This window comes from Mycobacterium marinum (genome assembly GCF_003391395.1).
Classification (GTDB): Bacteria; Actinomycetota; Actinomycetes; order Mycobacteriales; family Mycobacteriaceae; genus Mycobacterium; species Mycobacterium marinum.
Window position 1 is genome coordinate 4,494,941 of record NZ_CP024190.1, and the last position, 20,997, is coordinate 4,515,937.

The 20,997-nt window shown below is 60.7% G+C and carries 1 protein-coding gene and 1 pseudogene; both read left to right on the forward strand.

Going from position 1 to position 20,997, the window contains the following annotated elements:
• The first annotated feature begins 3 nt into the window (after window positions 1-3).
• Window positions 4-14,805, forward strand: a complete 14,802-nt coding sequence (locus CCUG20998_RS29085; protein WP_161557096.1) for a type I polyketide synthase — start codon at window positions 4-6, stop codon at window positions 14,803-14,805.
• Window positions 14,802-20,927: pseudogene (locus CCUG20998_RS18700) on the forward strand (type I polyketide synthase); the annotation flags it as partial. The gene CCUG20998_RS29085 and the pseudogene CCUG20998_RS18700, both read left to right, overlap by 4 nt.
• Between the last annotated feature and the right edge of the window lie 70 nt (window positions 20,928-20,997).

Here is a 20,997-nt window from a genome sequence, read left to right on the forward strand (position 1 = left end):
CCAATGGAAAATGAAGAACGCCTCCGCAAATACTTGCAGAAGGCCGCCAACGACCTCCGCAAGTCAAATAAGCGTGTGCGCGAGCTCGAGCGCAGGACGGTTGAGCCGGTGGCGGTGGTGGGGATGGCGTGCCGGTTCCCGGGTGGGGCGGATTCGCCGGATGGCTTGTGGCAGATGGTGTCTGAGGGCCGAGACGTGGTGTCCGAGTTTCCGTCGGATCGTGGTTGGGATCTTGGCGGGCTTTATGATCCTGATCCGGATCGGGTGGGGTATGTGCATGCCCGCGCGGGTGGGTTTCTGTACGGGGTAGCGGAGTTCGATGCCGGGTTTTTCGGGATCTCGCCGCGTGAAGCGTTGGGAATGGATCCTCAGCAGCGGCTGATACTCGAGATTGCCTGGGAGACGTTCGAATCAGCCAGCATTGATCCACAATCGTTGCGGGGCAGCCAGACCGGCGTCTTCGCCGGCACGATGACATCGTGCTACGGGGTGGGCATCGACAATGTGACCAGTGCGGTCTCGGGGCGGGTCGCCTATGCGTTCGGTTTTGAAGGCCCGGCGGTGACGGTGGATACGGCGTGTTCATCGTCGTTGGTGGCTATCCATCAGGCGTGCCAGTCGTTGCGTGGTGGTGAGTGCTCAATGGCTTTGGCCGGTGGGGTCACGGTCATGGCCACACCGGATGTTTTTGCCGAGTTCGCCCGACAGCGAGGGCTATCGGCGGATGGGCGGTGCAAAGCGTTTGCCGCTAGCGCCGATGGGACCGGTTTCGGCGAGGGCGCTGGTCTGGTGTTGCTGGAGCGTCTGAGTGATGCCCGCCGCAATCGCCATCCTGTGTTGGCAGTGATTCGTGGTAGCGCCGTCAATCAGGATGGTGCGTCTAATGGTTTGACCGCGCCTAATGGGCCGGCCCAGGAACGTGTTATCCGTTCGGCGGTGGCCGCCGCGGGGTTGAGAGTGGCCGATGTGGATGTGGTGGAGGCCCACGGTACCGGCACGACTTTGGGCGATCCGATTGAGGCGCACGCTCTTCTGGCCACCTACGGCGCCGATCGCGATGCTGAGCAGCCGTTGTGGTTGGGTTCGGTGAAATCCAATATGGGGCATACCCAGGCCGCGGCCGGAGTGGCCGGGCTGATCAAAATGATCCAAGCCATTAACCACGCTGTGTTGCCTCCCACGCTGCATGTTGATGCCCCCAGCCCGCATATTGACTGGTCAGCGGGGGCGGTGCGGTTGCTCACCGAAGCGATACCGTGGCCGGATACTGGCCGTGCCCGTACGGCAGGGATTTCGTCGTTCGGGATCAGTGGCACTAACGCGCATCTGATCGTGCAAGAAGCCCCTCAAGACAACACTGCCGATCCTTCACCTTCGGATGTTTGCGAGCCCTTGTTTCGGGTTTGGCCGGTGTCGGGACGTACTGCCGAGGCATTGAGCGCTCAAGCCGAACGCTTGGGCCAGTATTTGGTTGATCACCCTGATCTGGATTTGACCGATCTGGCTTATAGTTTGGCCACCACTCGTGCTCATCATGCTTACCGCGCGGCTGTGACCGTACCCGGTGACACCGACAACACCCGCGACGACCTTCTGGCAGGTCTACACTCCCTAGCCGCCAACCAATCCCACCCAGGGGTGACCTACCACCACTACCGGCTAGGCCAGGCCGGTAAAACAGTGTTCGTTTTCCCCGGCCAGGGCAGCCAATACGCCGGCATGGGCGCACAGCTTTATCGTCAACACCCCGTTTTCACTACCGCTATCGATGCGTGCGACGCCGAGTTACGCCCCTATACGGGATGGTCTGTGCGCGATGTGATCTGCCTGGACCCCGACGCGCCCTCGCTTGAACTGGTAGAAGTGATCCAGCCAGTCTTGTTCGCGGTGATGATCGCGCTAGCCGAAACATTACGCGGCTACGGGATTGTGCCTGATGCAGTGATCGGGCATTCCCAAGGGGAAATCGCCGCCGCGTACATCGCTGGGGCGTTGTCCCTCGCCGAGGCCGCCAAAGTGGTGGCCCTACGCAGTGCGGCACTTGCGCAGCTGGCCGGCACCGGAACGATGGCTTCGGTCCTGCTCAGCCCCGAAGACCTACGCCCACTGCTGCAGCCATGGAACACCCAGATCAGCATCGCGGCGATCAACGGCCCGGCGCACACCATCATCAGCGGCGATACCGCCGCGGTCGACCAATTTATCGGTACCTGCGAGGACGGCGGCGTCCAGATACGACCCATAGCGGTGGACTACGCCTCGCACTCCGCTCACGTAGAGCGCCTGCGTGAACACCTGCTCCACGAATTAGCTGACCTCAACCCCCAACCAGCACGCATCCCGCTGTACTCCACCGTCGCCAGCGAGCTATCCGAACACCCGCTAGACACCACCGCCATGGACGCCGACTACTGGTATCGCAACCTACGCGAACCAGTCGAGTTCTATAGCTGTGTAGCGCAACTGCTGGCCCACAGCGAGCGCGTGTTTGTGGAACTGTCCCCGCACCCGGTACTGGCATCAGCACTCACCGACGCATTAGCCGACACTGGCCAGCTCACTCAATCAGCGGTAGTGACAACGTTGCGTCGGGACCGTCCCGACATGGATATGGTGGCCAACGCAATCGCGAACTTGCACGTCCACGGCCACAGCCCGTCATGGCAAAAGATCTACCCCGGCGCTACCACGGTGGAATTACCCACCTACCCATTCCAGCGCCGCCGCTACTGGTTGGCGGCGCCCACTCCCACCCCTGCCACTGTCAGTGATCCTGCTGAAGTTGCGCTGTGGGACGCCGTCAATGACGACGCGGTCGACACGGTCGCTCAGGTATTGAGGATCGACAATGCCCAAAGCATCGTGTCGCTGGGACCTGTGGTACGAGCCCTGCGTGAATGGCGTAAAGAACTAAGGGACCGGTCGGCAGTTGACCAACTGCGTTATCAGGTCGGCTGGCGAAACGTTACTCCCAATACGTTCCCGCAGACTCGCCGGCGGTGGCTGGTTTTAACCCTTCCCGAGCAATCTGACGATGTGTGGGTCGCCGGCTTTTCAGCGCGATCCGCGGACTCTGTCGCAATGCTAACCATTGACCCGCACATGCTCGATAGGCATTCTCTAGCTGCCCTACTGGCCGACGAAGCCACCCGAAATAAATGCGATGGCATTGTTTCTTTCATGGCCCTACACGAGCGGACAGATCAAGACTTTCCTGGAATATCAACGGCCCTATTGTCGACGCTTCATATTGTGCAATCCTATGGCGACTCCAGACTTGATCTACCATTATGGGTAATCACCCAAGGCGGGGCACAAGTCAACCCAGACGACGTTTTAACGCCCAGCCAGTCAGCGGTTTGGGGGCTAGGGCAGTCGGCTTGCCTCGAACATCCCACCTGGTGGGGCGGGCTTGTCGATCTGCCGGTGAGTCCAACACCACAAGATTTCAACCGCCTGCAAGCCATCTTGACCTGCCAGCAATCGGAAGACCAACTCGCAATACGCGCGGCCGGTGTGAGCGCCCGACGACTCCACAAAGCCTCGCTACCGCAAGCTCGCATGCGTACTTGGAAAGTATCGGGAACTGCTCTTGTCACCGGCGTCACAGGCCATCTAGGTCAGCACATTGCCCGCTGGCTAGCGCAGGCCGGAACCAGCCATCTTGTCCTGCTCAGCCGTACCGCTGCAGAACACCCGCAGGTAGCCGAGTTGGAAAAAGAGCTCAACTCCGCGGGAATAACCACGACGTCGATATCGGTCGATGTGACCGATCGAGACGCTTTAGCCGCCGTTGTCGCCCAAACACGCACTGAACATGGACCAATCCACACGGTCGTGCACGCCGCAGCTCATATCGGGCTGGTCACCACTACCGAAACAACGATTGACGAATTCACCAAATCTTTCGCCGCCAAAGCACTGGGCGCGGAAAATTTGATAGCCGTTCTGGAAGATCAGCCACCACAAACGTTCATCATGTTCTCTTCAGCGGCGGCAACGTGGGGCGGTACCCGCCAAGGTGCATACGCGGCCGCTAACGCTTATATCGAAGCACTCGTAACGCGGTTACGCGGTCGCGGTTGCCACGCTATAGCCCCAGCGTGGGGGGCCTGGACAGACGACAGAACAACATCGCAAGAAGTTGTGGGATATTTCAGCCGCATCGGGCTTCATCAAATATCCCCCGATATCGCCTTCGCCGCACTTCAACAATCCCTCGACGTAGACGACACCCTGATTACGATCGCCGATGTCGACTGGAGTCAATTCCGAGACGTATTCACCACTACTGGCCGCGCCCACACCCTACTGGCCGAGCTGGGCACCACCCAACCCCAGACAGCCGAAATTCCCGCCATCACCGAAAACTCCCACTACGCCGCACAGCTAGCCAAGCAAACCCCGCAGCAGCAATTGACGACGCTGATCGAGTTGGTGACCACTGTGACTGCCGCGGTATTAGCGCACCCCGACCCGGCAATGTTGGATCCCGACCTGTCCTTCAAGGACCTCGGCATCGACTCGCTGAGCGCGCTCGAGCTACGTAACACCTTGACTCGGGACACCGGCTTGACGTTGCCCGCGACGCTGGTCTTCGACCATCCCACCCCTACCACAGTCGCTGAACATCTGTTGGACCTGCTCAGCGGTGCGACCAGCCCGACCCTGGCCGTCGCCCCGACGCAAGTCGATCTGGATGCCCCGGTCGCAGTGGTGGGCATGGCGTGTCGTTTGCCTGGTGGCATCGAGTCGGCCGCGGGTTTGTGGGACGTGGTCAGCAATGGCATCGATGTGATGAGTGGCTTTCCCACCGATCGGGGCTGGGATGTGGCGGGACTGTTCGACCCCGATCCCGACGCAGTGGGCAAGACCTACACCCGCTACGGAGGATTTGTGGCGGACGTGGCCGGCTTTGATGCCGAATTTTTCGGGATCTCCGCGCGAGAAGCAATCACGATGGATCCTCAACAGCGGGTGCTGCTGGAAGTGTGTTGGCAAGCGCTGGAACACGCGGGCATCGACCCGACCACCCTGGAAGGCTCGAACACCGGAGTGTTCATCGGGATCGGGGCGCAGAGCTACGTGAGTGCCCATTCCGGCGTTGAGGGTTACGCCCTAACAGGCGCCTCCACCAGTGTGGCCTCGGGCCGGGTGGCTTATGTGTTGGGGTTGCAAGGCCCAGCAATCACGGTAGACACCGCATGTTCGTCGTCGCTGGTAGCAACCCATCTAGCATGTCAATCCCTGCGTAACGGCGAATCCAGCCTGGCTCTTGCCGGTGGAGCCACGATCATGGCCACACCCACGCCGTTTATCGAGTTCGCTCGGCAACGCGGACTGGCCGCCGATGGACGGTGCAAAGCGTTCGCAGCCGCCGCCGATGGGACCGGCTGGGGCGAAGGTGCTGCAGTCCTGGTGTTGGAACGTCTAAGCGACGCACGCCGAAATCGCCATCCAGTACTTGCCGTCATCGCGGGATCAGCAGTCAACCAAGACGGCGCATCAAACGGACTGAGCGCCCCCAACGGGCCAGCCCAACAACGTGTTATCGCTCAGGCGGCCGCCAACGCGGGAATTGCCCTGGACCAGGTCGATGTGGTCGAAGCCCACGGCACCGGCACAACCTTGGGTGATCCGATCGAGGCCGGCGCGCTAATCGCCACCTACGGCACCCACCGCGATCCCGAGCATCCCCTGTGGCTGGGATCGGTGAAATCCAACATCGGACACACCCAACACGCGGCCGGCGCCGCCGGACTGATCAAAATGATCCAAGCCCTCAACCACGCCGTCTTACCCGCCACCCTGCACATCGATCAACCCAGTCCGCACATCGACTGGTCAACCGGCACCGTGCAATTACTGACCGAGGCAACGCCCTGGCCCAAGACTGAGCATCTTCGCACCGCAGCGGTTTCGGCCTTCGGGGTCAGCGGCACCAACGCACACCTGATCGTGCAGCAACCCCCACCAGAAGCGCCGGAAACCATTGCCGACCCCGAAACCACACAGCTTCCTCAACAGCCTCTATTACACATTTGGCCGGTATCAGCACATACTCCCGCAGCGTTGACAGCTCAAGCACAGCAACTTAGCGAATACCTCACCCACCACGAAGACCTAAGCCTTACCGATCTGGCCCACAGCCTGGCCACCACCCGTACCCATCACCCCTACCGCGCGGCTGTGACCGTACCCGGTGACACCGACAACACCCGCGACGACCTTCTGGCAGGTCTACACTCCCTAGCCGCCAACCAATCCCACCCAGGAGTGACCTACCACCACTACCGGCTAGGCCAGGCCGGTAAAACAGTGTTCGTTTTCCCCGGCCAGGGCAGCCAATACGCCGGCATGGGCGCACAGCTTTATCGTCAACACCCCGTTTTCACTACCGCTATCGATGAGGTGTGCGCGGCGGTGGACAAGCATTTAGATGTTCCGTTGCGCGAGGTGATGTTCACCGAGCCAGAGTTGCTGCAGCAGACTATTTATGCACAACCCGCATTGTTCGCGTTCGGCGTGGCCATGCACGCCGTATTGACCCAGGCAGGAGTTAATCCTGACTATTTGCTCGGTCATTCAGTGGGAGAACTGACCGCAGCGCATGTGGCTGGGGTGCTTTCTCTGGAAGAAGCCGCGGTGTTGGTGTGCGCACGGGGCCGGTTGATGCAAAGCTGCACCCCCGGAGCAATGATGGCCATATCGGCCAGCGAGCCTGCCGTAGCCGCCATGCTCGAAAACCATCCCGAAGTGGTCATTGCCGCGGTTAACGGCCCCACTTCAGTCGCGGTTGCCGGGCCCGCTGAACAACTCAACGCCCTACACGAGCACTGCAATAACAACAACCATAAAGTCACGTTATTGCGGGTTAGCCATGCGTTCCACTCACCGGCCATGGATCCGATATTGACCGAGTTCGAGACCATCGCTAACCGGTTGAGCTACCGCCCGCACAGCGTGCCCATCATCTCCAACCTGACCGGCTCACTTGCCACAGTCGAGCAACTCACATCGCCCCGCTATTGGGCACAGCATGTACGGGAGCCAGTGCGGTTTCATGACGGCGTTACCGGCTTGTTGGCAGGCGGAGAACAAGTGTTTGTGGAACTGTCCCCGCACCCGGTACTGGCATCAGCACTCACCGACGCATTAGCCGACACTGGCCAGCTCACTCAATCAGCGGTAGTGACAACGTTGCGTCGGGACCGTCCCGACATGGATATGGTGGCCAACGCAATCGCGAACTTGCACGTCCACGGCCACAGCCCGTCATGGCAAAAGATCTACCCCGGCGCTACCACGGTGGAATTACCCACCTACCCATTCCAGCGCCGCCGCTACTGGTTGGCGGCGCCCACTCCCACCCCTGCCACTGTCAGTGATCCTGCTGAAGTTGCGCTGTGGGACGCCGTCAATGACGACGCGGTCGACACGGTCGCTCAGGTATTGAGGATCGACAATGCCCAAAGCATCGTGTCGCTGGGACCTGTGGTACGAGCCCTGCGTGAATGGCGTAAAGAACTAAGGGACCGGTCGGCAGTTGACCAACTGCGTTATCAGGTCGGCTGGCGAAACGTTACTCCCAATACGTTCCCGCAGACTCGCCGGCGGTGGCTGGTTTTAACCCTTCCCGAGCAATCTGACGATGTGTGGGTCGCCGGCTTTTCAGCGCGATCCGCGGACTCTGTCGCAATGCTAACCATTGACCCGCACATGTTCGATAGGCATTCTCTAGCTGCCCTACTGGCCGACGAAGCCACCCGAAATAAATGCGATGGCATTGTTTCTTTCATGGCCCTACACGAGCGGACAGATCAAGACTTTCCTGGAATATCAACGGCCCTATTGTCGACGCTTCATATTGTGCAATCCTATGGCGACTCCAGACTTGATCTACCATTATGGGTAATCACCCAAGGCGGGGCACAAGTCAACCCAGACGACGTTTTAACGCCCAGCCAGTCAGCGGTTTGGGGGCTAGGGCAGTCGGCTTGCCTCGAACATCCCACCTGGTGGGGCGGGCTTGTCGATCTGCCGGTGAGTCCAACACCACAAGATTTCAACCGCCTGCAAGCCATCTTGACCTGCCAGCAATCGGAAGACCAACTCGCAATACGCGCGGCCGGTGTGAGCGCCCGACGACTCCACAAAGCCTCGCTACCGCAAGCTCGCATGCGTACTTGGAAAGTATCGGGAACTGCTCTTGTCACCGGCGTCACAGGCCATCTAGGTCAGCACATTGCCCGCTGGCTAGCGCAGGCCGGAACCAGCCATCTTGTCCTGCTCAGCCGTACCGCTGCAGAACACCCGCAGGTAGCCGAGTTGGAAAAAGAGCTCAACTCCGCGGGAATAACCACGACGTCGATATCGGTCGATGTGACCGATCGAGACGCTTTAGCCGCCGTTGTCGCCCAAACACGCACTGAACATGGACCAATCCACACGGTCGTGCACGCCGCAGCTCATATCGGGCTGGTCACCACTACCGAAACAACGATTGACGAATTCACCAAATCTTTCGCCGCCAAAGCACTGGGCGCGGAAAATTTGATAGCCGTTCTGGAAGATCAGCCACCACAAACGTTCATCATGTTCTCTTCAGCGGCGGCAACGTGGGGCGGTACCCGCCAAGGTGCATACGCGGCCGCTAACGCTTATATCGAAGCACTCGTAACGCGGTTACGCGGTCGCGGTTGCCACGCTATAGCCCCAGCGTGGGGGGCCTGGACAGACGACAGAACAACATCGCAAGAAGTTGTGGGATATTTCAGCCGCATCGGGCTTCATCAAATATCCCCCGATATCGCCTTCGCCGCACTTCAACAATCCCTCGACGTAGACGACACCCTGATTACGATCGCCGATGTCGACTGGAGTCAATTCCGAGACGTATTCACCACTACTGGCCGCGCCCACACCCTACTGGCCGAGCTGGGCACCACCCAACCCCAGACAGCCGAAATTCCCGCCATCACCGAAAACTCCCACTACGCCGCACAGCTAGCCAAGCAAACCCCGCAGCAGCAATTGACGACGCTGATCGAGTTGGTGACCACTGTGACTGCCGCGGTATTAGCGCACCCCGACCCGGCAATGTTGGATCCCGACCTGTCCTTCAAGGACCTCGGCATCGACTCGCTGAGCGCGCTCGAGCTACGTAACACCTTGACTCGGGACACCGGCTTGACGTTGCCCGCGACGCTGGTCTTCGACCATCCCACCCCTACCACAGTCGCTGAACATCTGTTGGACCTGCTCAGCGGTGCGACCAGCCCGACCCTGGCCGTCGCCCCGACGCAAGTCGATCTGGATGCCCCGGTCGCAGTGGTGGGCATGGCGTGTCGTTTGCCTGGTGGCATCGAGTCGGCCGCGGGTTTGTGGGACGTGGTCAGCAATGGCATCGATGTGATGAGTGGCTTTCCCACCGATCGGGGCTGGGATGTGGCGGGACTGTTCGACCCCGATCCCGACGCAGTGGGCAAGACCTACACCCGCTACGGAGGATTTGTGGCGGACGTGGCCGGCTTTGATGCCGAATTTTTCGGGATCTCCGCGCGAGAAGCAATCACGATGGATCCTCAACAGCGGGTGCTGCTGGAAGTGTGTTGGCAAGCGCTGGAACACGCGGGCATCGACCCGACCACCCTGGAAGGCTCGAACACCGGAGTGTTCATCGGGATCGGGGCGCAGAGCTACGTGAGTGCCCATTCCGGCGTTGAGGGTTACGCCCTAACAGGCGCCTCCACCAGTGTGGCCTCGGGCCGGGTGGCTTATGTGTTGGGGTTGCAAGGCCCAGCAATCACGGTAGACACCGCATGTTCGTCGTCGCTGGTAGCAACCCATCTAGCATGTCAATCCCTGCGTAACGGCGAATCCAGCCTGGCTCTTGCCGGTGGAGCCACGATCATGGCCACACCCACGCCGTTTATCGAGTTCGCTCGGCAACGCGGACTGGCCGCCGATGGACGGTGCAAAGCGTTCGCAGCCGCCGCCGATGGGACCGGCTGGGGCGAAGGTGCTGCAGTCCTGGTGTTGGAACGTCTAAGCGACGCACGCCGAAATCGCCATCCAGTACTTGCCGTCATCGCGGGATCAGCAGTCAACCAAGACGGCGCATCAAACGGACTGAGCGCCCCCAACGGGCCAGCCCAACAACGTGTTATCGCTCAGGCGGCCGCCAACGCGGGAATTGCCCTGGACCAGGTCGATGTGGTCGAAGCCCACGGCACCGGCACAACCTTGGGTGATCCGATCGAGGCCGGCGCGCTAATCGCCACCTACGGCACCCACCGCGATCCCGAGCATCCCCTGTGGCTGGGATCGGTGAAATCCAACATCGGACACACCCAACACGCGGCCGGCGCCGCCGGACTGATCAAAATGATCCAAGCCCTCAACCACGCCGTCTTACCCGCCACCCTGCACATCGATCAACCCAGTCCGCACATCGACTGGTCAACCGGCACCGTGCAATTACTGACCGAGGCAACGCCCTGGCCCAAGACTGAGCATCTTCGCACCGCAGCGGTTTCGGCCTTCGGGGTCAGCGGCACCAACGCACACCTGATCGTGCAGCAACCCCCACCAGAAGCGCCGGAAACCATTGCCGACCCCGAAACCACACAGCTTCCTCAACAGCCTCTATTACACATTTGGCCGGTATCAGCACATACTCCCGCAGCGTTGACAGCTCAAGCACAGCAACTTAGCGAATACCTCACCCACCACGAAGACCTAAGCCTTACCGATCTGGCCCACAGCCTGGCCACCACCCGTACCCATCACCCCTACCGCGCGGCTGTGACCGTACCCGGTGACACCGACAACACCCGCGACGACCTTCTGGCAGGTCTACACTCCCTAGCCGCCAACCAATCCCACCCAGGAGTGACCTACCACCACTACCGGCTAGGCCAGGCCGGTAAAACAGTGTTCGTTTTCCCCGGCCAGGGCAGCCAATACGCCGGCATGGGCGCACAGCTTTATCGTCAACACCCCGTTTTCACTACCGCTATCGATGAGGTGTGCGCGGCGGTGGACAAGCATTTAGATGTTCCGTTGCGCGAGGTGATGTTCACCGAGCCAGAGTTGCTGCAGCAGACTATTTATGCACAACCCGCATTGTTCGCGTTCGGCGTGGCCATGCACGCCGTATTGACCCAGGCAGGAGTTAATCCTGACTATTTGCTCGGTCATTCAGTGGGAGAACTGACCGCAGCGCATGTGGCTGGGGTGCTTTCTCTGGAAGAAGCCGCGGTGTTGGTGTGCGCACGGGGCCGGTTGATGCAAAGCTGCACCCCCGGAGCAATGATGGCCATATCGGCCAGCGAGCCTGCCGTAGCCGCCATGCTCGAAAACCATCCCGAAGTGGTCATTGCCGCGGTTAACGGCCCCACTTCAGTCGCGGTTGCCGGGCCCGCTGAACAACTCAACGCCCTACACGAGCACTGCAATAACAACAACCATAAAGTCACGTTATTGCGGGTTAGCCATGCGTTCCACTCACCGGCCATGGATCCGATATTGACCGAGTTCGAGACCATCGCTAACCGGTTGAGCTACCGCCCGCACAGCGTGCCCATCATCTCCAACCTGACCGGCTCACTTGCCACAGTCGAGCAACTCACATCGCCCCGCTATTGGGCACAGCATGTACGGGAGCCAGTGCGGTTTCATGACGGCGTTACCGGCTTGTTGGCAGGCGGAGAACAAGTGTTTGTGGAACTGTCCCCGCACCCGGTACTGGCATCAGCACTCACCGACGCATTAGCCGACACTGGCCAGCTCACTCAATCAGCGGTAGTGACAACGTTGCGTCGGGACCGTCCCGACATGGATATGGTGGCCAACGCAATCGCGAACTTGCACGTCCACGGCCACAGCCCGTCATGGCAAAAGATCTACCCCGGCGCTACCACGGTGGAATTACCCACCTACCCATTCCAGCGCCGCCGCTACTGGCTAGACCCCGCCCCCCGAGCAGATGTCGGCGCCGCCGGACTCGATCAACCTGAGCATCCCCTGCTGGGAGCGGTCACCGAACTAGCAGATCAAGACCAAATTGTGCTCAGCGGACGACTGTCCACCAGCGTGCACCGCTGGCTAGCGGGCCACCAACTCGGCGACACGGCGGTACTGCCCGTGACCGCACTCATTGACATGGCCCTCTACGCCGGCGAACACACCGGCTGCCCCACCATCGACGAACTCGTCCTACAAACCCCACTCACCCTCACCCCCGACGCCGCCACCGATCTACAGATCAGCGTGACCGCCCCCGACGAACAAAACCGGCGAACATTTAGCGTCCACGCCCGCACCAGTGAACACCCACACCAGCACAGCACCTGGGTCTTGCACGCCAGCGGAACACTGAGCAACCACCGGTCCCGCATGCTTTCCCCGACAACACCCTTCACCGCGAGGCCAACCCTCAATGCTGTTGATCAAGAAGGCTTCTACGAGGAGCTCGCTCAACACGGCGTGTGCTACAACGGCGCGTTTCGCGCACTGCACAGTCTCGAAAACGACCCCACCGATACCAACACCACTTGCGCGGAAGTCGCCCTACCCGCCGACACCGATGTCGACGGCTACGGCATCCACCCCGCCCTACTCGATGCCGCCTTGCAGCCTCTCGCTGCCGCCTTGACCGACACCGATGCCTCTCCCGCGCCAACCCCACGGATGCCCTTCGCGATTACCGGAGTGAACCTCCATGCGACCGGGGCTCGCCGGTTACTCGTCCAACTCACCGCGACTGGCGCCGACACCTTCAGCCTGCATGCCACTGACCCGGCCGGAGCGACGGTGATCACCATCAACGCGCTCACCCTACGTGCGCTACCCGATACTGGCAGCCTGCAACCCACCGGGATCTCACGCCGAGGGTTGCTCCAGCTGACCTGGCCTGTACTACCCCCCGACACACTCTCGACCGCGCCAGTATTGCCACCGTTAGCGCTCGTCAGCTCTTACCCCGACGACCTTGCCTCCACGTTGGGCCAATCGACTCAATGCGCCGTCTACACCGATCTAGCAGCAGTACAGCCCTGCCCACCAGTGGTGCTCTGGGACCTCACCACCTCCCAACCAACCCAGGGCGACCTCCTGCACCGGGTGCATACCCTGACCCAACACACCCTGGCCGGGCTACAAAACTGGCTGAACCGCCCCGACACCACCGACACCCATCTCGTCGTCCTGACCCGCCACGCCATCACCACCAGCCCCGATGACCTGGCCCCCGACCCCGCCCAAGCCGCAACCGCCGCCCTAATCCACACCACCCAAAACGAACACCCCAACCGCATCACCCTCATCGACATCGACAACACCCCCACCACCGCCCAGACGCTAACCAACGTCTTGGCCACCCTGACCAACCCCACCTCAGCCCCCACCGAACCCCAACTCGCCCTACGCCACGGCACCCCCCACACCCCCCGACTCACCCCCACCACAGCCGAGACCACCACCACCTCACCCCCCGTGGAATTCGACCCCGCGGGCACGGTGCTCATTACCGGCGGCACCGGCATGTTGGGCGCCGTATTTGCCGAACACATGATTGCCCAATACGGGGCACGGCATCTGCTGCTGGTCTCTCGCAGCGGCCCAGACGCACCAGGAGCCGACAACCTTTACCAACGACTCACCCAACTCGGCGCCCAAATCACCATCACCGCGTGTGACACCAGCGACCCCACCCAACTCGCCACACTGTTGGCCAATATCCCCAGCGAACAACCGCTACGGGCGGTCATCCACACCGCCGCCGTCCTGCATGACGCTGTACTCACCGAACTAAGCCCCGACCAACTCGACACGGTATTAACCGCCAAAGCCGACACCGCCTGGCATCTCCATCAGCTCACCGCCCACATCGATCTCGACGCATTCGTCATGTTCTCCTCAGCGGCAGGAGTATTGGGGGCCCAAGGGCAAGCCAACTATGCAGCAGCGAACGCCTTCCTCGACGCACTAGCCCACCACCGTCACCACCATGGCTTGCCCGCCACCAGCCTGGCCTGGGGCTACTGGCAAACACCCGGGATAGCAGCACACCTCGACACGGTGAATCAGGCCCGCTTCACCCGCAACCTGATCCCCATCACCACCGAACACGGCCTCGCCCTATTCGACGCTGCTCTCGTCTCCCGACAACCTCACTTGGTCCCAGCCCCCCTCAACACCCGAACCCTGGCCCGCCACGCCCGCCAAGGTGTCCTACCCGCAATTCTGTCCGCACTTACCAACATGCGCCGACACGCCACAATCGGCAGCGCCGAGACGTTGACCGCGCAACTCGCCACTCAAACCCCGGAACAACAGTTGGCCACACTGACCAGGTTGGTCACTACCGCAACCGCCGCGGTGTTGGCTCACCCCGACCCGGCCACACTCGAGCCCGACCTCCCCTTCAAAGATCTCGGAATTGACTCACTAACTGCCCTAGAACTACGCAACACCTTGACCCGAGACACCGGCGCATCCCTACCCGCCACCTTGGTTTTCGATCACCCCACCCCTAGCGCTATCGCCCAATACCTGAACATTCAACTATCGGGAAACAGCACCATTAGCCGGGCCCAGGATCCAGAAGAGATCGAAATGCAGAACCTCATCGCAAAAATCCCAACACAACAACTCATAAGATCCGGGATTCTCAACACTCTCCGTGAAATTGCCGATAGTGAGCATTCCTCACACACCAACGAAAGACACGACAACGTGGCGACGATGAACCTTGATCAGCTCCTCACCGCTCTAGGCGACCAAAAGGGAATACAAATATGACCACTGAACTTAACAGGGCAACCGAAGGCCTTCGAACGGCCATCGCTCAAATTGAGCGATTAAAACTACAGAACCATGCCCTACGTGCCCAAGCGAATGAGCCGATTGCGGTGGTGGGAATGGCATGTCGACTCCCCGGCGGTATCGACTCGCCCGAAACGCTCTGGGATGTGGTGACCAGCGGGGCGGATACGACTAGCGAGTTCCCTACTGATCGGGGCTGGAACCTAGCGGAATTGTTCGATCCCGATCCTGATACCCCGGGCAAGACCTACTCCCGCATCGGCGGCTTCTTAGCGAACATAGCCGAATTTGACGCCGAATTTTTCGGCATTTCTGCGCGTGAAGCCGCAGCGATGGATCCTCAGCAGCGCGTGTTGTTGGAGGTGTGTTGGGAAGCACTAGAAAATGCATCCATCGACCCCACCAGCTTGGAAGACTCCAACACTGGCGTGTTTGTCGGAGCCTATGCCCAATACTACGGCGACACCGATTCAGACAGTAGCGCTGGCTTGGCGATGACGGGTGCGGCCACCAGTGTGGTGTCGGGTCGGGTCGCTTATGCGTTCGGGCTGCAGGGCCCGGCGGTGACGGTGGATACGGCGTGTTCGTCGTCGTTGGTGGCTATCCATCAGGCGTGTCAGTCGTTGCGTAGCGGTGAGTGCTCAATGGCTTTGGCCGGTGGGGTCACGATTATGGCCACCCCGAAGACCTTCACCGAGTTTTCCCGGCAACGCGGCCTCGCACCCGATGGGCGATGCAAGTCGTTCGCTGCCGCTGCTGACGGCACCGTCTTGGCGGATGGCGTTGGGGTGGTGTTGCTGGAGCGCCTGAGCGATGCCCGCCGCAATCGCCATCCTGTGTTGGCAGTGATTCGTGGTAGCGCCGTCAATCAGGATGGTGCGTCTAATGGTTTGACCGCGCCTAATGGGCCGGCCCAGGAACGTGTTATCCGTTCGGCGGTGGCCGCCGCGGGGTTGAGAGTGGCCGATGTGGATGTGGTGGAGGCCCACGGTACCGGCACGACTTTGGGCGATCCGATTGAGGCGCACGCTCTTCTGGCCACCTACGGCGCCGATCGCGATGCTGAGCAGCCGTTGTGGTTGGGTTCGGTGAAATCCAATATGGGGCATACCCAGGCCGCGGCCGGAGTGGCCGGGCTGATCAAAATGATCCAAGCCATTAACCACGCTGTGTTGCCTCCCACGCTGCATGTTGATGCCCCCAGCCCGCATATTGACTGGTCAGCGGGGGCGGTGCGGTTGCTCACCGAAGCGATACCGTGGCCGGATACTGGCCGTGCCCGTACGGCAGGGATTTCGTCGTTCGGGATCAGTGGCACTAACGCGCATCTGATCGTGCAAGAAGCCCCTCAAGACAACACTGCCGATCCTTCACCTTCGGATGTTTGCGAGCCCTTGTTTCGGGTTTGGCCGGTGTCGGGACGTACTGCCGAGGCATTGAGCGCTCAAGCCGAACGCTTGGGCCAGTATTTGGTTGATCACCCTGATCTGGATTTGACCGATCTGGCTTATAGTTTGGCCACCACTCGTGCTCATCATGCTTACCGCGCGGCTGTGACCGTACCCGGTGACACCGACAACACCCGCGACGACCTTCTGGCAGGTCTACACTCCCTAGCCGCCAACCAATCCCACCCAGGAGTGACCTACCACCACTACCGGCTAGGCCAGGCCGGTAAAACAGTGTTCGTTTTCCCCGGCCAGGGCAGCCAATACGCCGGCATGGGCGCACAGCTTTATCGTCAACACCCCGTTTTCACTACCGCTATCGATGAGGTGTGCGCGGCGGTGGACAAGCATTTAGATGTTCCGTTGCGCGAGGTGATGTTCACCGAGCCAGAGTTGCTGCAGCAGACTATTTATGCACAACCCGCATTGTTCGCGTTCGGCGTGGCCATGCACGCCGTATTGACCCAGGCAGGAGTTAATCCTGACTATTTGCTCGGTCATTCAGTGGGAGAACTGACCGCAGCGCATGTGGCTGGGGTGCTTTCTCTGGAAGAAGCCGCGGTGTTGGTGTGCGCACGGGGCCGGTTGATGCAAAGCTGCACCCCCGGAGCAATGATGGCCATATCGGCCAGCGAGCCTGCCGTAGCCGCCATGCTCGAAAACCATCCCGAAGTGGTCATTGCCGCGGTTAACGGCCCCACTTCAGTGGCAGTTGCCGGGCCCGCTGAACAACTCAACGCCCTACACGAGCACTGCAATAACAACAACCATAAAGTCACGTTATTGCGGGTTAGCCATGCGTTCCACTCACCGGCCATGGATCCGATATTGACCGAGTTCGAGACCATCGCTAACCGGTTGAGCTACCGCCCGCACAGCGTGCCCATCATCTCCAACCTGACCGGCTCACTTGCCACAGTCGAGCAACTCACATCGCCCCGCTATTGGGCACAGCATGTACGGGAGCCAGTGCGGTTTCATGACGGCGTTACCGGCTTGTTGGCAGGCGGAGAACAAGTGTTTGTGGAACTGTCCCCGCACCCGGTACTGGCATCAGCACTCACCGACGCATTAGCCGACACTGGCCAGCTCACTCAATCAGCGGTAGTGACAACGTTGCGTCGGGACCGTCCCGACATGGATATGGTGGCCAACGCAATCGCGAACTTGCACGTCCACGGCCACAGCCCGTCATGGCAAAAGATCTACCCCGGCGCTACCACGGTGGAATTACCCACCTACCCATTCCAGCGCCGCCGCTACTGGCTAGACCCCGCCCCCCGAGCAGATGTCGGCGCCGCCGGACTCGATCAACCTGAGCATCCCCTGCTGGCAGCGGTCACCGAACTAGCAGATCAAGACCAAATTGTGCTCAGCGGACGACTGTCCACCAGCGTGCACCGCTGGCTAGCGGGCCACCAACTCGGCGACACGGCGGTACTGCCCGTGACCGCACTCATTGACATGGCCCTCTACGCCGGCGAACACACCGGCTGCCCCACCATCGACGAACTCGTCCTACAAACCCCACTCACCCTCACCCCCGACGCCGCCACCGATCTACAGATCAGCGTGACCGCCCCCGACGAACAAAACCGGCGAACATTTAGCGTCCACGCCCGCACCAGTGAACACCCACACCAGCACAGCACCTGGGTCTTGCACGCCAGCGGAACACTGAGCAACCACCGGTCCCGCATGCTTTCCCCGACAACACCCTTCACCGCGAGGCCAACCCTCAATGCTGTTGATCAAGAAGGCTTCTACGAGGAGCTCGCTCAACACGGCGTGTGCTACAACGGCGCGTTTCGCGCACTGCACAGTCTCGAAAACGACCCCACCGATACCAACACCACTTGCGCGGAAGTCGCCCTACCCGCCGACACCGATGTCGACGGCTACGGCATCCACCCCGCCCTACTCGATGCCGCCTTGCAGCCTCTCGCTGCCGCCTTGACCGACACCGATGCCTCTCCCGCGCCAACCCCACGGATGCCCTTCGCGATTACCGGAGTGAACCTCCATGCGACCGGGGCTCGCCGGCTACTCGTCCAACTCACCGCGACTGGCGCCGACACCTTCAGCCTGCATGCCACTGACCCGGCCGGAGCGACGGTGATCACCATCAACGCGCTCACCCTACGTGCGCTACCCGATACTGGCAGCCTGCAACCCACCGGGATCTCACGCCGAGGGTTGCTCCAGCTGACCTGGCCTGTACTACCCCCCGACACACTCTCGACCGCGCCAGTATTGCCACCGTTAGCGCTCGTCAGCTCTTACCCCGACGACCTTGCCTCCACGTTGGGCCAATCGACTCAATGCGCCGTCTACACCGATCTAGCAGCAGTACAGCCCTGCCCACCAGTGGTGCTCTGGGACCTCACCACCTCCCAACCAACCCAGGGCGACCTCCTGCACCGGGTGCATACCCTGACCCAACACACCCTGGCCGGGCTACAAAACTGGCTGAACCGCCCCGACACCACCGACACCCATCTCGTCGTCCTGACCCGCCACGCCATCACCACCAGCCCCGATGACCTGGCCCCCGACCCCGCCCAAGCCGCAACCGCCGCCCTAATCCACACCACCCAAAACGAACACCCCAACCGCATCACCCTCATCGACATCGACAACACCCCCACCACCGCCCAGACGCTAACCAACGTCTTGGCCACCCTGACCAACCCCACCTCAGCCCCCACCGAACCCCAACTCGCCCTACGCCACGGCACCCCCCACACCCCCCGACTCACCCCCACCACAGCCGAGACCACCACCACCACCTCACCCCCCGTGGAATTCGACCCCGCGGGCACGGTGCTCATTACCGGCGGCACCGGCATGTTGGGCGCCGTATTTGCCGAACACATGATTGCCCAATACGGGGCACGGCATCTGCTGCTGGTCTCTCGCAGCGGCCCAGACGCACCAGGAGCCGACAACCTTTACCAACGACTCACCCAACTCGGCGCCCAAATCACCATCACCGCGTGTGACACCAGCGACCCCACCCAACTCGCCACACTGTTGGCCAATATCCCCAGCGAACAACCGCTACGGGCGGTCATCCACACCGCCGCCGTCCTGCATGACGCTGTACTCACCGAACTAAGCCCCGACCAACTCGACACGGTATTAACCGCCAAAGCCGACACCGCCTGGCATCTCCATCAGCTCACCGCCCACATCGATCTCGACGCATTCGTCATGTTCTCCTCAGCGGCAGGAGTATTGGGGGCCCAAGGGCAAGCCAACTATGCAGCAGCGAACGCCTTCCTCGACGCACTAGCCCACCACCGTCACCACCATGGCTTGCCCGCCACCAGCCTGGCCTGGGGCTACTGGCAAACACCCGGGATAGCAGCACACCTCGACACGGTGAATCAGGCCCGCTTCACCCGCAACCTGATCCCCATCACCACCGAACACGGCCTCGCCCTATTCGACGCTGCTCTCGTCTCCCGACAACCTCACTTGGTCCCAGCCCCCCTCAACACCCGAACCCTGGCCCGCCACGCCCGCCAAGGTGTCCTACCCGCAATTCTGTCCGCACTTACCAACATGCGCCGACACGCAGCGGCTACCAGCATTGCTGCGCTCACCACCCAGCTGGCCGGTGAGTCCTCACAGCAACAACTGACTACGCTGACCACCCTGGTAACCCGTATCACCGCAACCGCGCTCGCTCACCCCAACCCCACCGCCATCGATCCTGACCTACCGTTCCAGGCCCTAGGTGTCGACTCGCTAAGCGCCCTGGAGTTGCGCAACGGTATCACCCGTGAAATTGGCCTTGTCTTACCCTCTACTCTCATCTTTGATCACCCCACCCCCGCCGCAGTCGCTTACTATTTGCAAACGCAACTCATCGGTGACACTGCGGCTTTAGGCCCCATCGGCCAGCTACTTCAAGCGATCTGTGACGCTGAACAACGTCTCACGCTGATAGAAGTGATCCTTGCATTATCCAGCCTGGACTCTTCATTCATCTCTAGTTTCGGATCCTCGAGAGATCCCCAGGCGACGACGCTAAGGTCCGCCGAAAATACGGCTTTGCGTCTGGTATGCATTTCGGAGTTCGAGGGGCAGTACAAGCGCTTCTCCTACGGACTACCGAAAAGCATTGAAGTAATTGAAGTGCTGGCACCCGGGTTTTCGGGAACAGCCCTACCGACATCGGTGCAGGAATCCGGAAAAATGGTCGTCGATGCATTAAAGCGCGACGACTCGCGTGGTCTGGATGTCGTGATCGTCGGGCACGGAGTCACTTGCATAGCAGCAATACATGCACTTGAGTTGATGGATGCCTTACCATCCCCCCCGACAAATTCCCGAACTGGAATGGTAGCTATAGCTCCGATAGCAGCTACGGACGCTTTGAGCATTAGCGAGGATCCGTCTACGCTGGCGGCCCTCTCCACACATCTTCGCAATGAACAGGATCTAATCGCCTTTGGTCGATACTTGAACTTCGGCCTGCACTGCAAAGACGAACTCAAAGAAGAACGTTCGCTAATCCTGACTCCGCACAGCGGAGAGCATCAAGGAGGCGCGGCCGAATCCCCGCTTGCACTGGAACCTGCCACTGTGGCCCTGCGCATTTTGAACTGGCTAATAGACAACAACATGCTGGATTCAGCATAACTCGAAGAAAGGTTTGCACACGAAATGCTTATGGATGGCATTTTTCTCAATTCGATTGGAACATTCCTAC